The 17,834-nt window shown below is 38.1% G+C and carries 15 protein-coding genes; 10 read left to right on the top strand and 5 right to left on the bottom strand.

Features of this window, described 5'->3' with window-relative positions:
• Positions 1 to 64: 64 nt before the first annotated feature.
• The 7 genes from BTA34_RS14055 (at position 65) to deoD (ending at position 8,275) form a co-directional block, all read left to right on the top strand.
• Positions 65 to 1,129 (top strand): patatin-like phospholipase family protein, encoded by a 1,065-nt coding sequence (locus BTA34_RS14055; protein WP_151436101.1) that lies wholly within the window; start codon positions 65 to 67, stop codon positions 1,127 to 1,129.
• Positions 1,122 to 1,904: a TatD family hydrolase gene (locus BTA34_RS14050; RefSeq protein ID WP_151436100.1), complete on the top strand. Its 783-nt coding sequence runs from the start codon at positions 1,122 to 1,124 to the stop codon at positions 1,902 to 1,904. Before BTA34_RS14055 ends, BTA34_RS14050 begins: the two co-directional genes overlap by 8 nt.
• 288 nt (positions 1,905 to 2,192) lie before the next feature.
• On the top strand, positions 2,193 to 3,494 hold the full coding sequence (locus BTA34_RS14045; protein WP_151436099.1) for a NupC/NupG family nucleoside CNT transporter: 1,302 nt from the start codon (positions 2,193 to 2,195) through the stop codon (positions 3,492 to 3,494).
• Between the two features lie 521 nt (positions 3,495 to 4,015).
• Positions 4,016 to 4,795 carry a deoxyribose-phosphate aldolase gene (deoC, locus tag BTA34_RS14040; protein WP_151436098.1) on the top strand — a complete coding sequence of 260 codons (780 nt, stop codon included), beginning with the start codon at positions 4,016 to 4,018 and terminating at the stop codon, positions 4,793 to 4,795.
• Positions 4,796 to 4,865: 70 nt separating this feature from the next.
• On the top strand, positions 4,866 to 6,188 hold the full coding sequence (deoA, locus tag BTA34_RS14035; RefSeq protein ID WP_151436097.1) for a thymidine phosphorylase: 1,323 nt from the start codon (positions 4,866 to 4,868) through the stop codon (positions 6,186 to 6,188).
• Positions 6,189 to 6,254: 66 nt separating this feature from the next.
• Entirely contained in the window at positions 6,255 to 7,481 is a 1,227-nt protein-coding gene (deoB, locus tag BTA34_RS14030; RefSeq protein WP_151436096.1) for a phosphopentomutase, read from the top strand.
• Between the two features lie 77 nt (positions 7,482 to 7,558).
• Positions 7,559 to 8,275, top strand: a complete 717-nt coding sequence (deoD, locus tag BTA34_RS14025; RefSeq protein WP_100158856.1) for a purine-nucleoside phosphorylase — start codon at positions 7,559 to 7,561, stop codon at positions 8,273 to 8,275.
• Between the two features lie 83 nt (positions 8,276 to 8,358).
• On the opposite strand, the gene BTA34_RS14020 is transcribed toward deoD, so the two are convergent.
• On the bottom strand, positions 8,359 to 8,808 hold the full coding sequence (locus tag BTA34_RS14020) for a hypothetical protein (RefSeq protein WP_151436095.1): 450 nt from the start codon (positions 8,806 to 8,808) through the stop codon (positions 8,359 to 8,361).
• A 693-nt stretch (positions 8,809 to 9,501) separates the two neighbouring features.
• On the opposite strand from BTA34_RS14020, the gene BTA34_RS14015 reads away from it, so the two are divergent.
• Positions 9,502 to 11,238: a pyridoxal phosphate-dependent decarboxylase family protein gene (locus BTA34_RS14015; protein WP_151436094.1), complete on the top strand. Its 1,737-nt coding sequence runs from the start codon at positions 9,502 to 9,504 to the stop codon at positions 11,236 to 11,238.
• 96 nt (positions 11,239 to 11,334) lie between these two features.
• Here BTA34_RS14015 and BTA34_RS14010 read toward each other — a convergent pair whose 3' ends face one another.
• The 4 genes from BTA34_RS14010 to BTA34_RS13995 all read right to left on the bottom strand — a co-directional run bounded on the left by BTA34_RS14010 (position 11,335) and on the right by BTA34_RS13995 (position 15,478).
• On the bottom strand, positions 11,335 to 11,601 hold the full coding sequence (locus tag BTA34_RS14010; protein WP_151436093.1) for a DksA/TraR family C4-type zinc finger protein: 267 nt from the start codon (positions 11,599 to 11,601) through the stop codon (positions 11,335 to 11,337).
• A gap of 160 nt (positions 11,602 to 11,761) precedes the next feature.
• Positions 11,762 to 12,922, bottom strand: a complete 1,161-nt coding sequence (locus BTA34_RS14005) for an MFS transporter (RefSeq protein WP_151436092.1) — start codon at positions 12,920 to 12,922, stop codon at positions 11,762 to 11,764.
• A 27-nt stretch (positions 12,923 to 12,949) separates the two neighbouring features.
• On the bottom strand, positions 12,950 to 14,251 hold the full coding sequence (locus tag BTA34_RS14000) for a hypothetical protein (RefSeq protein ID WP_151436091.1): 1,302 nt from the start codon (positions 14,249 to 14,251) through the stop codon (positions 12,950 to 12,952).
• Positions 14,252 to 14,290: 39 nt separating this feature from the next.
• Positions 14,291 to 15,478, bottom strand: coding sequence for an ROK family transcriptional regulator (locus BTA34_RS13995; protein WP_265576096.1), 1,188 nt, complete (start codon positions 15,476 to 15,478; stop codon positions 14,291 to 14,293).
• 420 nt (positions 15,479 to 15,898) lie between these two features.
• Between BTA34_RS13995 and BTA34_RS13990 the strand changes: the two genes are divergently transcribed.
• Together BTA34_RS13990 and BTA34_RS13985 are read left to right on the top strand one after the other, a co-directional pair.
• Complete coding sequence (locus tag BTA34_RS13990) at positions 15,899 to 17,296, top strand: hypothetical protein (RefSeq protein WP_151436090.1); 1,398 nt, start codon at positions 15,899 to 15,901, stop codon at positions 17,294 to 17,296.
• Positions 17,297 to 17,407: 111 nt separating this feature from the next.
• Positions 17,408 to 17,812: a hypothetical protein gene (locus tag BTA34_RS13985; protein WP_151436089.1), complete on the top strand. Its 405-nt coding sequence runs from the start codon at positions 17,408 to 17,410 to the stop codon at positions 17,810 to 17,812.
• Positions 17,813 to 17,834: the final 22 nt, after the last annotated feature.

Below are 17,834 nucleotides of genomic sequence, written 5' to 3'. Positions count from 1 at the left end.
GTAAAATTAATGACGTCAAAAAAATGTGAGGGTATCCTTTGTTAAGTTGTATAAAGGAGACATTATGGGGAAGTATATACCTGTCACATTAAATAATATTACAGCACTCGAATTTCAATCATCATTACCACAAGGTAAAGTTGCTTTAGTTTGTGAAGGCGGGGGGCAACGTGGGATCTTTACTGCGGGTGTCCTTGATGAATTTATGCGATCACAATTTGATCCCTTTGATATTTTACTCGGGGTATCTGCAGGGGCGCAAAATTTATCTGCTTTTGCCTGTGGTCAGCGTGGGTATGCACGTAAAATTATTAATCGCTATACAACCAATAACCAATTCTTCAATCCCATTCGCTTTGTCCGTGGCGGTAATTTACTCGATCTTGATTGGTATATAGACACGACAGCCAAAGAGATGCCTCTTGATATACCAACAGCATTACGCCGTTTTGATGCGGGCCGCGAATTTTATATGGTGGCAAGTCGTTCTGATAATTTTCAGGCAAATTACTTTCAGCCCGATGAACCGACTTGGCTTGATATAATCAAAGCATCCAGCGCTATTCCTGCTTTTTATCGAAATGGTGTCTTATTTCATGATGTTGTTTATCATGATGGGGGTATCAGTGATGCTATTCCTGTGAGAGAAGCTTATCGACGTGGCTGTCGTACCATTGTCGTTGTTCGTACCGTTCCTTCTGAATATCAATACACAACAGAATGGGTTGATCGTATGGGGAGATGGTTTGAAAATAGCCGTTTGCAGCGCTTTATGGAGATGGCACAAATACATATCGAAACTTATACCGACACCATTAAATTTATCCAATCTCCCCCAGAAGATGTTGTAGTTATTGAAATATATCCACCAACGACATTGCAATCTAGTGCATTAGGAAGTCGTTTGAATGCATTAAATCATGATTATCATGTGGGTAGACGTTGTGGGCGCTATTTTCTGGCGACAATTGGTCAACATTTCGCTAAGAAAAAATTCAAACAGTATGATAAAAAAGTCTTTAGCTTGTTTGAAGAAGAAGCGAAGGCTGATAAAGCGGAGAATGCTTCTATTATTCAGCAGGGAACGCGGAGCGTACATCCTGACGTGAGGCAAATTCAGAATGAATAAATTTATTGATACTCACTGCCATTTTGATTTTCCTGTTTTTTATGATGATCTGGCCAACAGCTTGTCACTAGCGCATCAAGCTCATGTTGAAAAAATAATTATTCCCGCTGTTGCACGTTGGAATTTTGATGTTGTTGCAGAGTTAGCTAATAATCATCATCAATTATATTGTGCATTGGGGTTACACCCTTTATATATTGAAGAGCACACTGAACAGCATCTCTTGGAATTAAAACAGAAATTAAAAACAACTTCTCGTTGTGTTGCCATCGGAGAGATAGGGCTTGATGATTATATGGATAATCCTCAGCCTGAAAAGCAAGAGGCGTTTTTAATTGCACAGCTTAAACTCGCAATTGAATTTGATTTGCCGGTGATCCTGCATTCACGTAAAACTCACGATAAGTTAAGTGCGCTTTTACGCCGTTATGATGTGCCTCGCAAAGGGGTTATTCATGGTTTTGCAGGAAGTCTGCAACAGGCAGAAAAGTTTATTCAGCAAGGCTATTTTATTGGCGTTGGTGGAACTATTACTTATGAGCGAGCGCAGAAAACGCGCCGTGCAATTGCGTCGTTACCACTAGAATTTCTGTTATTAGAAACAGATGCTCCTGATATGCCTGTGAGTGGTTTTCAAGGTGAGCCTAATCGCCCTGAACGTATTCAGAACGTTTTTTCCCAACTCTGTGAGTTGCGTCAAGGATCACCAGAGGTGATTGCAGAGCAACTCTATCTCAATAGCCTACAATTATTTGGGCTTAACAATATTACCTAATTCTTGAATTGCATTAAACTTTGCTAGTTAAAGCGGAATACATGGTTTGTTAATCGAATGATGTTTTCTCTCTATTTAGCCTATTCAATAAATGCGTTTTCTCCTCTTTTTGTGTGATACACCTCTCATTTATGACTTTTTTGTTACTTTTTTCAGACTCTATTTGTGGTGGATATCGAGGGTTCTTTTCTTAGACTGGGTATAATTATCTGGCAAAAAGAGTCAATAATCTCTGGCAAGGGCATTATTGATAATCCATTAAATTTTTATGTGAACAGGGACCCTTCAATGCAACTCATTATGAGCTTGGTCGGAATGGCAACATTAATCTTGATAGCCATTCTGTTTTCCAGCAATCGACGTGCAATTAGACTACGTACAGTTGGTGGCGCATTCCTTATTCAGATTGGCTTAGGTGCATTTGTTCTTTATTCCGACGGTGGTCGCGAGGTGCTTCTTGCGGTTTCTGATGGCGTTAAGAATGTTATTGATTACGGCAATAATGGGATGAGCTTCCTATTTGCAGGGCTAGTATCAGATAAAATGTTCGAGTTGTTTGGTGGTGGCGGTTTCGTATTCGCCCTGCGCGTACTGCCTGTTATCGTGTTCTTCTCTTCACTAATTGCAGTGCTGTATTACCTTGGCATTATGCAAGTAGTCATTAAAATTCTCGGTGGTGGCTTACAAAAAGTACTGGGTACATCACGAACAGAATCGATGTCTGCAACTGCAAATATTTTTGTTGGACAAACAGAAGCACCGCTTGTTGTTCGCCCTTATATTGCAAGAATGACAACTTCAGAACTCTTTGCTGTTATGTGTGGTGGTCTAGCCTCTGTTGCGGGTTCAGTCCTTGCTGGATACGCTAGTATGGGCGTGCCATTAGAGTACCTGATTACAGCATCATTTATGGCGGCTCCAGGTGGTTTACTCTTTGCTAAATTATTGATCCCTGAAACCGAAACGCCAGACGATCAAAAAGATGCGCTGGATAAAATGACTGATGAAGAAAAGCCAGCAAATATTATTGATGCTGCAGCGGCGGGCGCCTCTTCAGGTTTACAGCTTGCACTTAACGTCGGTGCTATGTTACTTGCTTTTGTTGCGTTAATTGCATTAGTCAATGGTATTCTCGGTGGTATTGGTGGCTGGTTTGGTTATGAGAATTTCTCATTAGAATTAGTCTTAGGTTGGGTTTTTGCACCTATTGCTTTCTTAATCGGTGTACCTTGGAGTGAAGCGACCGTTGCTGGCTCCTTTATTGGTCAAAAACTGGTTATTAATGAATTCTATGCTTACTCTGAATTTAGCAAATATCTACAGGATGAGGCTCAAGTTGCTGCATCAGGCTTAATCATCTTGTCAGAGCAGACAAAGATAATTATCTCCTTTGCGCTGTGCGGTTTTGCTAACCTTTCTTCCGTTGCTGTACTGCTAGGTGGTTTAGGTGGAATGGCACCAAACCGTCGTAAAGACGTAGCGCGTTTAGGTATGAAAGCTGTGCTGGCTGGTACACTCTCTAACTTAATGAGTGCAACGATTGCAGGGTTCTTCTTTGCATTAACTGCAATGGCTGTTGTTGCTGCTTAATTGATTTGTGTATTGTGAAGAGCAGATAGGTTTTGCCTGTCTGCTCTTTTATGTTTGTTTTCTGCTGTAATATTAACTACTTTTATTGTGTGAGATATTTCGCAATTTGTATTGAATAGGGTCAATAACGATACCATTTCATATTGAACACGCTTTTTTTGCGTTATAAAGACGACTTAGAGGCGCTATTCGAGTAACATTACACCAGAAAATAACCTTATTGTGATTCTTGTCACACTTTTATGTCATCAAATGCAAGTTGCATTTGATTAGTGTGACGTAAAGCACATCTAATTGTTCCTTAGCGTGTTCAAATAAGATGTGCTGAAACTTCATGGAATGGCGAAGGCTCAATGACGGGTCGCCGAAGTGAGCATAGCGCGGTGAGAGGGAGCTCAGCTGTCGTTGTAGCGTAAGTTACAACAACATCTTCAAGGAACCAAGTCCGCTCGCCAACAAATTTAATCGCTAACCTTAAGCGTACGCCCAAAAGGGCTTGAGAAACATCGTTGGAGAGTTTTATGACAGATTTAACCGCTGCAGCGCGCCTTGCGCTGTCTTTGATGGATTTAACTACATTAAATGATGACGACACTGATGCGAAAGTGACAGCATTATGTCATCAGGCTAAAAGCCCAGAAGGCAATACAGCCGCTATTTGTATTTACCCACGTTTTATTCCGTTAGCACGTAAAGTGTTACGCGAACAGGGTACTCCAGACGTCCGTATCGCAACCGTAACTAACTTCCCTCATGGTAATGATGATTTAGATATCGCATTAGCAGAAACCAACGCGGCATTAGCTTATGGCGCAGATGAGGTTGACGTAGTTTTCCCTTACCGCGCATTAATGGCAGGTAACGAGCAAATCGGTTTTGATATCGTTAAAGCATGTAAAGAAGCGTGTGCAGAAGCAGGTTCTTTACTGAAAGTCATTATTGAAACGGGTGAGCTGAAAGATCCTGCGCTTATCCGTAAAGCATCTGAAATTTCAATCAAAGCAGGTGCTGACTTTATTAAAACTTCCACAGGTAAAGTGCCTGTAAATGCAACACTGGAAAGCGCTGAGTTAATGATCCAAGTGATCCACGATATGGGTGTTGGCAAAGAAGTTGGTTTCAAACCAGCGGGTGGTGTACGTACCGCTGAAGAAGCTGCTCAATACCTTGCATTAGCTAACCGCATTATGGGTGACAACTGGGTTGATGCCCGTCACTTCCGCTTTGGTGCGTCAAGCCTGTTAGGTAATTTATTAGCCACTTTAGGTCATGGCGAACAAAAATCGTCTAGTGGTTACTAATCCATTCGTGAAATACGCCCACTTTTCATTATTGTGGGCGTTACCAATGCTATAAAACCAGGAGGTTGCAGTGTTTCTTGCCCAAGAAATTATTCGTAAAAAGCGTGATGGTCATCCTTTAACTGAGGAAGAAATTCGTTTTTTCATTAATGGCGTCAGAGATAATACTGTTTCTGAAGGTCAAATTGCTGCATTAGCAATGACTATTTATTTCCACGACATGACAATGCCAGAGCGTGTTGCTTTGACATTAGCTATGCGTGATTCCGGTACAGTACTGAACTGGAAAAGCCTCAATTTAAATGGCCCCATTGTTGATAAACACTCAACCGGTGGTGTGGGTGATGTAACGTCACTGATGTTAGGGCCAATGGTTGCTGCTTGTGGTGGTTATGTTCCTATGATTTCTGGTCGTGGATTAGGCCACACAGGTGGAACATTAGATAAGCTTGAAGCAATTCCGGGCTTTGATATTTTCCCTGATGATGAGAAATTCCGCGATATTATTCGCAATGTCGGTGTTGCTATTATCGGACAGACTAATTCATTAGCACCTGCTGACAAACGCTTTTATGCTACCCGTGATATTACTGCTACAGTTGATTCAATCCCGCTTATCACTGCTTCTATTTTAGGTAAAAAACTAGCTGAAGGCTTAGATGCATTAGTGATGGATGTTAAAGTTGGCTCAGGTGCCTTTATGCCGACTTATCAAAAATCTGAAGAGTTGGCGGAGTCAATTGTCCAAGTAGCAAATGGTGCTGGCTGTCAAACCACTGCACTGTTAACTGATATGAATGAAGTGCTAGCTTCTAGCGCAGGTAACGCGGTTGAAGTTCGTGAAGCGGTTCAATTCTTAACAGGCGAATATCGTAATCCACGTCTATTTGAAGTCACTATGGCGCTGTGTGTTGAAATGTTAGTATCAGGCCGTTTAGCGGATGATCGTCAACAAGCTCGTCAAAAACTACAAGATGTGTTGGATAACGGTAAAGCAGCAGAAGTCTTTGGTCGTATGGTTGCAGCACAGAAAGGTCCAACTGATTTTGTTGAAAACTACAATAAATACCTGCCAACTGCGGTATTAAGTAAACCTGTATTCGCTGAGAAAGCAGGATTCATCACAGAAATGGATACGCGTGCATTAGGTATGTCTGTTGTGACATTAGGTGGTGGTCGTCGTAAAGCGACTGATGCTATTGATTATAGTGTTGGTTTAAGCGACATCGCGGCACTTGGTGCTAAGATCAATACAGATACACCTTTAGCGATGATCCATGCTAACAGTGAAAAATCATGGCAAGAAGCTGCGGCTGAAGTCCGTAAAGCGATGGTAATTGGTGACAGCAAACGCGAAGCTTCACCAATGGTGTACCGCCAAATCAGCGAATAAGAACTCAATTACGATTTATAAGTGACATATCCGTAGTCTGCGGAGAATGACACAGGAGAGAGAATTATGAAACGTGTACATATCATGGTGTTAGATTCCTTCGGTATCGGTGCTGCCGGTGATGCGGAGAAATTCGGTGACCAAGGTTCAGACACTTTAGGGCATATCGCACAAGCGTTTGCTGACGGTAAAGCAGATAAAGACGGTCGTAAAGGTCCTCTTCATTTACCTAATCTTTGCCGTTTAGGTTTAGGTAAAGCTGCGGAAGAATCAACAGGCAAATTCCCTATCGGTTTGGACAAAAACGCAGAAATTATCGGTGCTTATGGCTACGCGAGTGAAATCTCTTCTGGTAAAGATACTCCGTCAGGCCACTGGGAAATCGCAGGTGTTCCTGTTCTATTTGATTGGGGATACTTTAAAGAACTGAAAAATTCATTCCCACAAGAGCTGTTAGAAAACATCGTTAAACGTGCAAAATTACCAGGATACTTAGGTAACTGCCATGCATCTGGTACTGTGATTTTGGATGAACTGGGTGAAGAGCATATGAAAACCGGCAAGCCGATTTTCTATACCTCTGCTGACTCTGTATTCCAAATTGCATGTCATGAAGAAACTTACGGTTTAGATGAATTATATGAGCTGTGTGAAATTGCTCGTGATGAACTAAACAAAGGCGATTACAACATTGGTCGTGTTATTGCGCGTCCATTTATCGGTGACAAACCGGGTAACTTCGCTCGTACAGGTAACCGTCATGATTTAGCGGTAGAGCCACCAGCACCAACTATGTTGAAAAAACTGGTTGATGAAAAACAAGGCCACGTTGTTTCTATCGGTAAAATTGCTGACATCTACGCAAACGTAGGTATCACTAAGAAAGTGAAAGCAACGGGTATTAATGCTCTGTTTGATGCGACACTTGAAGAAATGAAACTGGCGGGTGATAACACCATCGTCTTTACCAACTTTGTTGATTTTGACTCCTCTTACGGTCACCGTCGTGATGTTGTAGGTTATGGTGAAGCACTTGAGTTATTCGATCGTCGCTTACCAGAACTGATGGAACTGGTAAAAGAAGATGACATTCTTATTTTAACAGCAGATCACGGTTGCGACCCAACTTGGCCAGGTTCTGATCATACTCGTGAGCACATTCCTGTTCTGGTTTATGGTCCTAAAGTTAAACCAGGTTCATTAGGTCATCGTGAAACCTTCGCGGATATCGGTCAAACTGTCGTGAAATACTTCGGTTTATCACCAGTCGATTACGGCAAAGCGATGTTCTAATTTTATTTCGGTAGGTATAGCAATATATCTACCGAATAATATTTAAATAGTAAAAAGATTAATTAAAAGGAAGAGTTATGGCTACCCCTCATATTAACGCAGAAATGGGCGATTTTGCTGATGTCGTTTTAATGCCGGGCGATCCGCTTCGTGCTAAATACATCGCTGAAACTTTTTTACAAGATGTCCGTCAAGTAAATAACGTTCGTGGTATGTTAGGTTTTACAGGTACGTATAAAGGCCGTAAGATTTCTGTTATGGGTCACGGCATGGGTATTCCTTCTTGCTCAATTTACGCAAAAGAATTAATTACTGATTTCGGCGTAAAAGTGATCATCCGTGTTGGCTCATGTGGTGCAGTATTACCAGACGTTGAATTACGTGATGTTGTTATCGGTATGGGTGCATGTACAGACTCTAAAGTTAACCGTCTGCGTTTCAAAGACCAAGACTTCGCTGCTATTGCAGATTTTGAATTAGTTCAAAATGCAGTATCTGCTGCTAAAGCAAAAGATATTAAAGTTCGTGTTGGTAATATCTTCTCTGCTGATCTGTTCTACTCACCAGATCCAGAAATGTTTGATGTTATGGAAAAATACGGCATCCTTGGTGTTGAAATGGAAGCTGCTGGTATCTATGGTGTTGCTGCTGAATATGGTGCAAGAGCACTGACTATTTGTACTGTCTCTGATCACATCAAAAAAGGGACACAAACTACAGCAGAAGAGCGCCAAACGACTTTTAACGAAATGATTGAAATTGCATTAGAATCTGTTCTGTTATTAGAAGACTAATCAATACATCTCGTTGCTTAATAATAGTAAAAACCCAATTCTTTGAATTGGGTTTTTTTATGTCTAATCAATAAGGTGACAAATTAAGGCGCATAAATATAGGTTTCTAAATAAGGGTCCATTTTAACGGCATAATTTTTTAAATTATCCAAGCTAGGCGTTAACGGCTCCTTGCATTCTTTTTTGCTAATAATATCATTGCCTTTGTAAACAATAACGCCGTTAAACTGCCATCCTCTCCCTTCTCCGTCGTAAACAACGTAGCTATAGTTTCCATTCTTAAAACGAACATAGGTCGATGCCCCTGCAACAAACAGCTGATGCCCATAAAAGACATTATTATTGGGTTGTTGAGGCACTGGTAGTGTTATCTCTGTTTTGGCAAGTGTGCCATAGCGATAAACAGGGGGCTTTCCATGTTCAACGAACACGCTGACATACTTACCATTCTCAAGTTGGCAGGTAAATTCTTCAGCATGGACACTTGCGGATAATAATACGAATACAGCAGCAACAGCGATATGTGCTTTCATATTGTGTTCTCCGTTAATTACCTACTCTATTACTTTAAGTATCGGCACAGAACACAAAATATGTAGAGTAAATATTCTGATTATTTAGTAGAGTTACTAGTTTTCATTTTAACTGATATTTTAATCATTTCTAGTGTTATTCACTGTGACAATTTCATGTCTTATATTTTCATTAATGGATCTCTTTTCAACTGACCTTAACCGATATTTTATACCTGATAATGGTTAAAATTAGAACTTATTAGCTGATTATGAAAAATATACTAGTGTTTTAGTCTTATTTTATCGAGTTTGATTAAATTAAATGTAATTTAGTGAGTGCTAATTGCGGAAACAACAGATTAATTCAATTAATTAAATGAAGAGTTCAATAATATCAGTTGTTTAGAGAGTGAGTACTATGTTTTGATTATATTTCAAATAGTTAATAGTATTTGTAGTGATTGTTTCTGTTTATAGTCCTATTTTTACTGTGATGTCAGTCACATAAGTGGATATGTGAAAAAATAGTTACTGTAAATTTAACTTTCCGAAGTTTTCTATTATATTGATATTAAATAAAATATTTTGTTTTATGTGGTTGCCAGTAGAACCTGTGCGATCGCATGAAGCACTAACTAATTTAATTAGAAAATGTATAGTATTGCTATACACTTTATTTACGTTATCGTCGGTTTCTATTTGGAGAATATAGTGAAAAATCAAGATTTATTAGGTTTATCTTCTGCTCACATTCTGAATGCGGAATTTGAGAAGAAATACCACGACGTTATTGCTCACTTTTTCAGCCGAGATCCGAAGTATTGGCCGATATTTCAGGATAAAACCATCCAATCGATTACACAGTTTAGAAAAACAACGACTAATGATAATGACCAATTACAGCGTTATTCTAATGGGCAACAGCTATTCGATCGTTTAATGGCAGATACACAAATTCAGCAAAATATTAATTACCCTGAAAACGATCCTAATGAATTACTGATGTTAGTTTCGACACTGTGTAAAAACTGGGAAAACCCACTAGCGGTTGAAAATGTTATTGCAATGCCGAGTGATCCGGGTGTTTATGGTTCAATGTTAGGGCTAATGGGCAACCCTAATATGGTGTATTGTGAATATTCTGGTGTCGCTGATGCGTTAGAAAAAGTGACGATTAAAAAAGTCGCAAAATTAGTGGGATACGATCCTGAAGTTGCCTCTGGTGTATTCACTCAAGGTGGCACCATGTGTAACTTATATGGTTATCTCTTTGGCTTACGTAAATCCATGCCAAATTCAAAACATTTAGGTATGGCAGCAGATCAAGACTATCGCATCATTAACTCTCAAGGGGGTCACTATTCAAACATGACCAACCTTGCACTATTAGGTGTTGATGTCGATAACAAAACTATCCGCATTAAAGTATCTGAAGACAATACGATTAACCTAGAACACTTAGAGCGTGAATTAAGAGCCTGCTTTACGGTTAAGTGTAAAGTGCCAACGATCATGTTAACCACAGGCACAACAGACACCTTTGGTGTCGATGATGTGAAAGGGGTTTGTGAATTACGTGACCGCTTATGTGAAGAATTTGAGATCCCGGTTAAGCCACATGTCCACGTTGATGCTGCAGTTGGTTGGCCGATTATTTTCTTCTTAGAATATGATTTTAGCGGTAACCCTCTAGCGATCAACGATGTCACTTTAGAAGGCTTACGCCAGAACGTTGAGAAATTCAAACATCTGAAATATGCCGATTCTATCACTATCGACTTCCATAAATGGGGCTATGTACCTTACACCTCAAGCTTAGTACTAGTGAAGAATGGTAATGATTTCGTCGCACTGGAAAACGATCCTGAAAACTTCACCTATTTTGAGCACGAATTAGAAGGTCAAACTCACTTACAATCAACAATTGAATGTACACGTAGTGGTGTGGGTATTTTTGGTGCTTATTCTGCAATGCATTATATGGGTATTGAAGGTTACCAAACTATTATTGCTCACTGTTTGCAAAACGCGAACTATATGCGCCATCAGTTATTAGAGATGGGCAATGCAAAAGTGATCGTGCCACAAAACCAAGGGCCAAGTGTTGGCTTTAAGTTGTATGATCCAAACTTAGTGAGAGATCCTAATGTTGCTTTTGATTTAGAGTTAACCTGCTCTACAGACAAAGAAGCGTATGACTTTATGGTTCACAATACTCAGTGGCATAGAAAACTTTTCTTACAGCGTGGTAGAGAAGGCTTATTTACTAACTGGGTTGATTCTATTGCTTGTTCTAAATATGCAAAAAATAACCGTTACATTTATCTTCCTGGTGAAAAAGCCGTATTTATGAACCCTAATACTGAACGCGCACATATTGATAATTTCATGAAGATTTTAACTGAAATGAGTCAAAATATGAGTTCTAAAAAAGCTGCAAAAATCTAATTAAATCACTATCTGATTAAATAAAACAAACTGTACTTTAATAGAGAAAACTCATATTAAGGTACAGTTTTTGTTTTAGGTGATAATAGTTGCAGATTATCTGAGTTGGCTATCTTTACTACCACGGCGATTATACCCACTAAAGGTATTCCTCTTTTTATCAATTGCCTCTTGGCAATTTAAACAATAGCGTACGCCAGGAACCGCCTTTTGCCGAGCCAGAGAGATTGGTTCACCACATTCATCACAAAACTCTGCACTTTCACCTTGTGCCATTTGATTGCGAGCTTTTGCAATTGCATCATCAATGGTGGCATCGATTTGCTCTTGAACAGCATTATCATTAGCCCATCCACTTGCCATTATATTCTCCTACTTTAACAGTGAATATAAACATTATTATTGGGGCGTTGGTGAAAAAATCAACAGAATAAAAGAGAAAATATATTGTGAAGATATCGCGATAGAAATAAAAACCCCCTTATAAAAAGGGGGAAAATTTCAGAGGCATAATACGTCGTTGTTATTGTTTTTGTTCTCTAATAAACAGAGAAATGATAAAGAAGAGGGCGACGAATACGATAATGAGGTTAAAGCCAACAGAAACATTATAGCTTTCTGAAACCTGACCGATTAATGAACCCGCTAAGGCACCGCCCAATCCTGAAGCGACATAAATCAATCCCATCACAGAGCCACTTTTGCTGGTTAATTTTGTAGCAACCGCTGCGGCTGTTGGAAATAAAACAGATAATGCAAAACCAAACACCATAAACAGATAAACCACGTCTTGCACAAAAATACGGCTCACAATAATGGCTATCAGAGAAAACAGTGAGAACAGAATAAGCGTTTTACGATCACCCAATGCAAGGTTAATAAAGCCACCAATAAAACGACCGATGGTAAATAAGAAAGCAAAACTAGAAATAACATAAGCCGCTGTTTCTGCTTTTTGCGCATTACTCATACTTCCAATATCCATCGAGGTATAGAAAATAGGGAAGAAATTTAAAAATGCGGCTTCGGCTGCAACATATAAAGTGATAAATAGAATAACCAGTAACAGTGATTTTTGTGTCAGTAACTCTAAAAAGTCACTGAATTTCATATCGACTTGTGCGCTACTTTCTATTTTTAAGGTACTTAATACTAAAATAATCACCGCAACAATAACGGCAACACCCACATAAAAAGTACGCCATGAAATAGAGTGTGAAAATAGATATTGTAAAATAAGTGGGGTAACAATCATCCCTACACCAAACATGGCGTTAGAGACGTTAAACATCATCCCTGCTTTCTCTTTATAGAACGTCGGAATAACTGTCACGATAGAGACAAGCATCGAGCCAATCCCTAAACCAATCACCAGATAAAAGCCAAAAAATAGCATCACATTGAAAGCAAGGCTGGTTCCTGTTAAACCGACCGCCATCATTAAGGAGCCAATAAACATCATGACTTTTAACCCTTTCTTATCGGTAAAATAGCCCGTTAATAAACTGGCGACTAAAAAGCCGATTTGGAAAAAGGTAATTAAGGAGCCAACTTGGCTCATATTTAATGAAATATCATGTTGAACTTGTTCGAGAATAAGCCCTTTTGTATTTTGAATGCCACCGAGTAAAAACATCGTGACAAACAGAAGGAAAAAAACTTTCCATTTTTGTTGTTTAGCCATAATTTTATCCTGATTTTCCGCGGTGTATTATTCTTTAACTGTATTGTTGTTATAAGAGCTATTATTCGGTGTATTGTGTTTACCAATTGCATCAAATAATTCTTGAGTCGCCCATCCATAGCAATAATAAAGCAGCGAATCACATGCACTTTCTTCTGCAGCAATAACCGCTTCAATTAATTGAGAGGCGGGTAAATTCCACATTTGAATACCGCTATAAATAAAGGTATTTGGCTGTGAAAGCTGGCGAACTTTATTATTTTGTTCAGCAACAAAATGAATCGGGAAGCCTTGCTGTTTAAAGGTTTCATATGAAATATCATAAGGTAGGTCAAATAAACGTTTAAACGCAGTAAATGCACGCTCTTGGCTTTCGCTATCATGAGCAAAATGATTAATTAACCCTTGAACATCTGCGCCACCCCCTAATTTATGATAAGGGAAATGTTTGAGTGTTGAAGAATAATGCGTTAATTCATGATAGTTCTGACCTAAGATCCAACTGTAAGCGGGTGGCCACAAATCAAGCCATAACGTAATTCCCCCCGCGGTCTGTTTTGCATCAGACAGTAATTTCTCCACTAATTGAGTCACACTTTGTTGGCGAAATCGTTGCCATGCTTTTAACAGAGGCTCTTCCTTTAATGCGGTAACAGGCGTTTCGAAATCCCCTTGTTTTAATGCATCAGCTAAAGCGGCGAGGCGATGTTTGATTTCATTAACAGCTAAGCCTTGTTGCACCATTTTCTTTTCACAATGAGGACAAAAACAGGTAAATAATCCCGCAGGATTGACTTCTTTACCTGCCCAATCAGGAAAACGAATTCGGTCAATTAAAAAGGTGTCATAACCATAGTTTTGTTTTAATGCTGTGAAAGTCTTTTGCCATAATTGAGCAACATCAGGGGCATTTGGGCAGAGCCAATGTGCTTGTGGGCGACCTTTAAAATCGACAACCTGATTATTTTCTACATCACCGACAAAATCGCCATTAAGTATATTTGCCCATGGAATGACTTTATATTTTCCACCGTCAGTGGCTTTTTTTATCGTCATTAGCGGATCTGCACCCGCTAAAATGGTGGGATCAACACGTTGGCTCAGATGAGGAAAATCAGTATGAGTATTGATATGTAGTGTACCTGTTCCCATAACCACATTATGAATAGGGTTATGAGGCAGATCGCCAACAGGGTAAGGGTTACGTTCAAAAATAGTATTAATTTCGACAAATAAATGCTCAACATGCTTCATACCATCAAGGCGTTGAAGAATAGCGGGCATGCCTTCGTCTAAAATATCATGTGGGTGAAGATGTATTCCTGCCATGAGTCGCTCCCATCTCGTTTAAAGATTTTTTTATTAGGGTTATCTCAATTGGATCTCGGGCATAAATTGAATTGATGGATAAACCGTGGCTAAGGCAAGAATAGCAATGCCATAAAGCGGGCCTTTTTCCCATAATTCAGAAAGCTCGATATTCACTTTGGTGTTAGCAAATAAATGTCTATCTAGATTTGCCTGAACACGCGGTAAAAAGGTGTCAGCAGAACGGGTGATCCCGCCTGTTAATACCACTTTTTCCAGATTTGCAATGGCGACTAAATTCATAATGCCGATAGCAAGATAATCTGCCATTTCCTCAACTAAGGATTGAGCAAGCGGATCACCTTGTTGTGAGGCTTGAATAATCTCAATCGCACTCAAGTTTTCCCCTTTCAAGCTCGCCATTCGCTCACTTAAACCTGAACCGGAGCAGAAACTCTCAAAGCATCCTTTATTGCGCCAATTACGAAAAAGATGCTCACGGGCAAACATCATATAGCCGATTTCACCCGCAGCATTGTTTGCGCCACGGATAACTTTTCCATCCATTAGCAAGGCGGAGCCTAATCCAGTGCCGATACCAATCAACGCACAACTGTGCGTATGACGGCAGCGGCCTTTCCACATTTCACCCACAAGTGCGGCACGAATATCATTTTCGAGTACAACGGGTACATTGAGTTTTTCTGTAAGCTGTTGTGCTAAAGGTAAGTTATCCCATTGAGGTAAGTTAGGGGAGCCTTCTAGCACAACACCATTTTTGATATCGATGATCCCTGGTGTGGCGACACCGATAACATTGATCTTTTGACGGTCTACGCCGCTTTTTTCGATCACATTTTCAATACTTTGTGCAAATTGCGTAATAAAGTACTCACGATCGTCAGTATCAAAGGTAGGCTCTTGATATTCATACAACAATTCGGCATCTAAGTTAAAAACCGCATAAGCTATCTTGGTTCCACCTAAATCAATGCTGACGCCTAAACTGTGTTGAGGATCGAAGTTAACTAAAATACCTTTTCTGCCTTGTCCTGCTGGCGAACTGACTCCGCTTTCATAAACGATTTTTTCTTCAAGGAGATCGTTAATAATTTCAGATACCGTCGCTTTTGTAATTCCGCTAACTTTGGCTATCTGAGCCCGTGACAAAGGACCTTGATGACGAATGACATTTAATACAAGCGAGGCATTCATTTGCCGTAATGTATTGGGTACGTTCGGTATCACGTTACTACTCCATTTGTTTAGAAACAAAACTAAAAGATGTTTTTTTTATATAAAATCGTCTGTGTTTGATAGTTATGCACCGTTTTATTTACTTTGTAAAGTATAAAACAACTAATTAGTTTAGAAACCATCCTAAATGAGTTTGTGATCACAATTTAATGTGTGGTTTGTTACGTTTTATAAACTGTCTGATGAGAGTAATCTGCATTGAGGTAAAGTGATGAAGCTTGAAAACAAGAAGGCTAATTATCTTATGAATAATTTAATAAAATAGCTTATTTCTTCGTATTTCATCATTAACTAAAAGTTAGTTAATACTAATTTATATTCACTAATAATTAATCTTCTCTCTGATAAATCTGTAAAGTACAATAGTAAAATATAAATTTCACATTACATTTTTAATGAAAAAGGCAAGGTATGTTTAAAAAATTATTTTACTTAACTGCTATTTTAATACTATCGGGTTGTGATGGTGGAAATATTGATACCGTTAAAAAACAAAAACTTATAGACTCTATTGATTACACGGTAGGTGATATTCTTGATAATCGAGGAGTATGTAGCAACGTAGAGTGGACAGAGAATAAAGAAAAGAAAATAGTTGAATACAACTGTACTTTAAATAAAGGAAAGATATTTTTTTCATTTGATGAAGCTTACGCTAAAAATTTAAGAGAAAAAAATCTAGAAGTTGGTCTTAATAATGCACAAGTAAAAACACAAAATGTTATCGAAAATGAAAAAAATAATATTGAACGTTTAGAAAATGAAATTGCTAACTTGAATAAGTTAAAATCATCAAATGAGAAAATCTTCACGTTAGAAAATAATGATGATTTTAACCTTTACACTTATTATGCATTTAGAAATTGGAACGACTCTAATGAATCACTTGGAATAAAAAAAACGATTGAAGGTGAATTTTATTCGTTCAATATGAATCGTAGTGCATCTGAGTATACTGAAATTTATGATTATCTAACTGATAATTATAATAAAGAAGATGAGCGATACAATAAATATAAATCAGTAGTTGACGGTGATGAGTATAACAATAAAGGTTATTTTCAATCATGTGTTAATAAAGAATACTATGATGCTTTAGAAACAGAGGTAAATAATCTCTTAAATAGTCAATCATGGCTTGATGGTATTAATAATAAGCATTATTCAGAGATAAGAAAAATATGTGAAAATCATCTCGAAGGCATTGTTAATAATAGTGAGAAAGAAAAAAAAGCATGGATAGAACAGTGTATTGATAATGCATATAAACCTGAATATAAAAATTTAGCTAAAGAGGAAGCTATATCAAAATATAAAAATATTAATTTTGATGAAAAATGTACGCTAGAAAAAGAAAATAAAATTAAATCAATTTTAGAAACACTTGAATTGTATAATAATCAAGTTAAAGCTGAGTTAACTAAAATCGTTGAGCAAAATTTAGTGGAAAAAAATAGTGAACTAACTAAATCGAAAGAAAATATTGCTCATTACACTTCGAGTAAACGATTAGATGAAGAAAAAGAAGAAGCAAAAACGTTTGCTGAATATACTGTTAGACAATATGCATTAACGCATATTCCTAGAGGGGTTGAGCAAATCATATGGGAATATAATTCAGTTACAAAAAAATTTATTATCAAATCTCAACATTTAATTCAATATGATTATGATGGAAAAGTAATGACTGGTAACCTATATCTTGATGTTGCAGTATATGCGGCACTAAATAATATCAATGATATTGATAACTATATGAAAATTAGACAAGAAAAAGCACTGAATAAATTAATGAATTATCTTAGATAAATAAAACTACATTATTACATATTAGTATTAATCTATGTGGAGAGCTGAAAATCTCTCCTTTTTAATTCTTTATAATATGAAAATGTAATTTACAAAGGTGAATTGAGGACAATGAAAAAGAAAATAATATTAAAAAGCGTATTAGGAATATTGTTACTATTCCCACTGTATTCGCAAGCGATAACGCTAAGTAATTATCTTCAGGTTAAACAATTACTTACTCAAGATAACCCTGCTAATAAACAATTAGAGTCCGTGACACAAGCTTATCTTAATGGTATTGCCAATGGATTTAACTTTTACGCTGTTGCTATAAAAATTGAGAATCAAGATAACGATGATTTTCGTCCTCTTTATTGCCCACCGCCTAAAATAGAACAAAATGGAGATTTTATGGTTAAGCATATTGATGCTTATTTAGATAACAATCCCATTGTTAAACAGAAACAAAAAGATACGCCCATAGAATTGGTTTATATTCTTGCATTAAAAGATGCTTATCCTTGCGATAAATAGAAAGAAAAATAGCCACAGTCCT

This window comes from Proteus sp. CD3, from assembly GCF_008808075.1.
Classification (GTDB): domain Bacteria; phylum Pseudomonadota; class Gammaproteobacteria; order Enterobacterales; family Enterobacteriaceae; genus Proteus; species Proteus appendicitidis.
The sequence above is the reverse complement of the archived record's forward strand: the minus strand, read 5'-3'. Positions and strand labels throughout refer to the sequence as shown.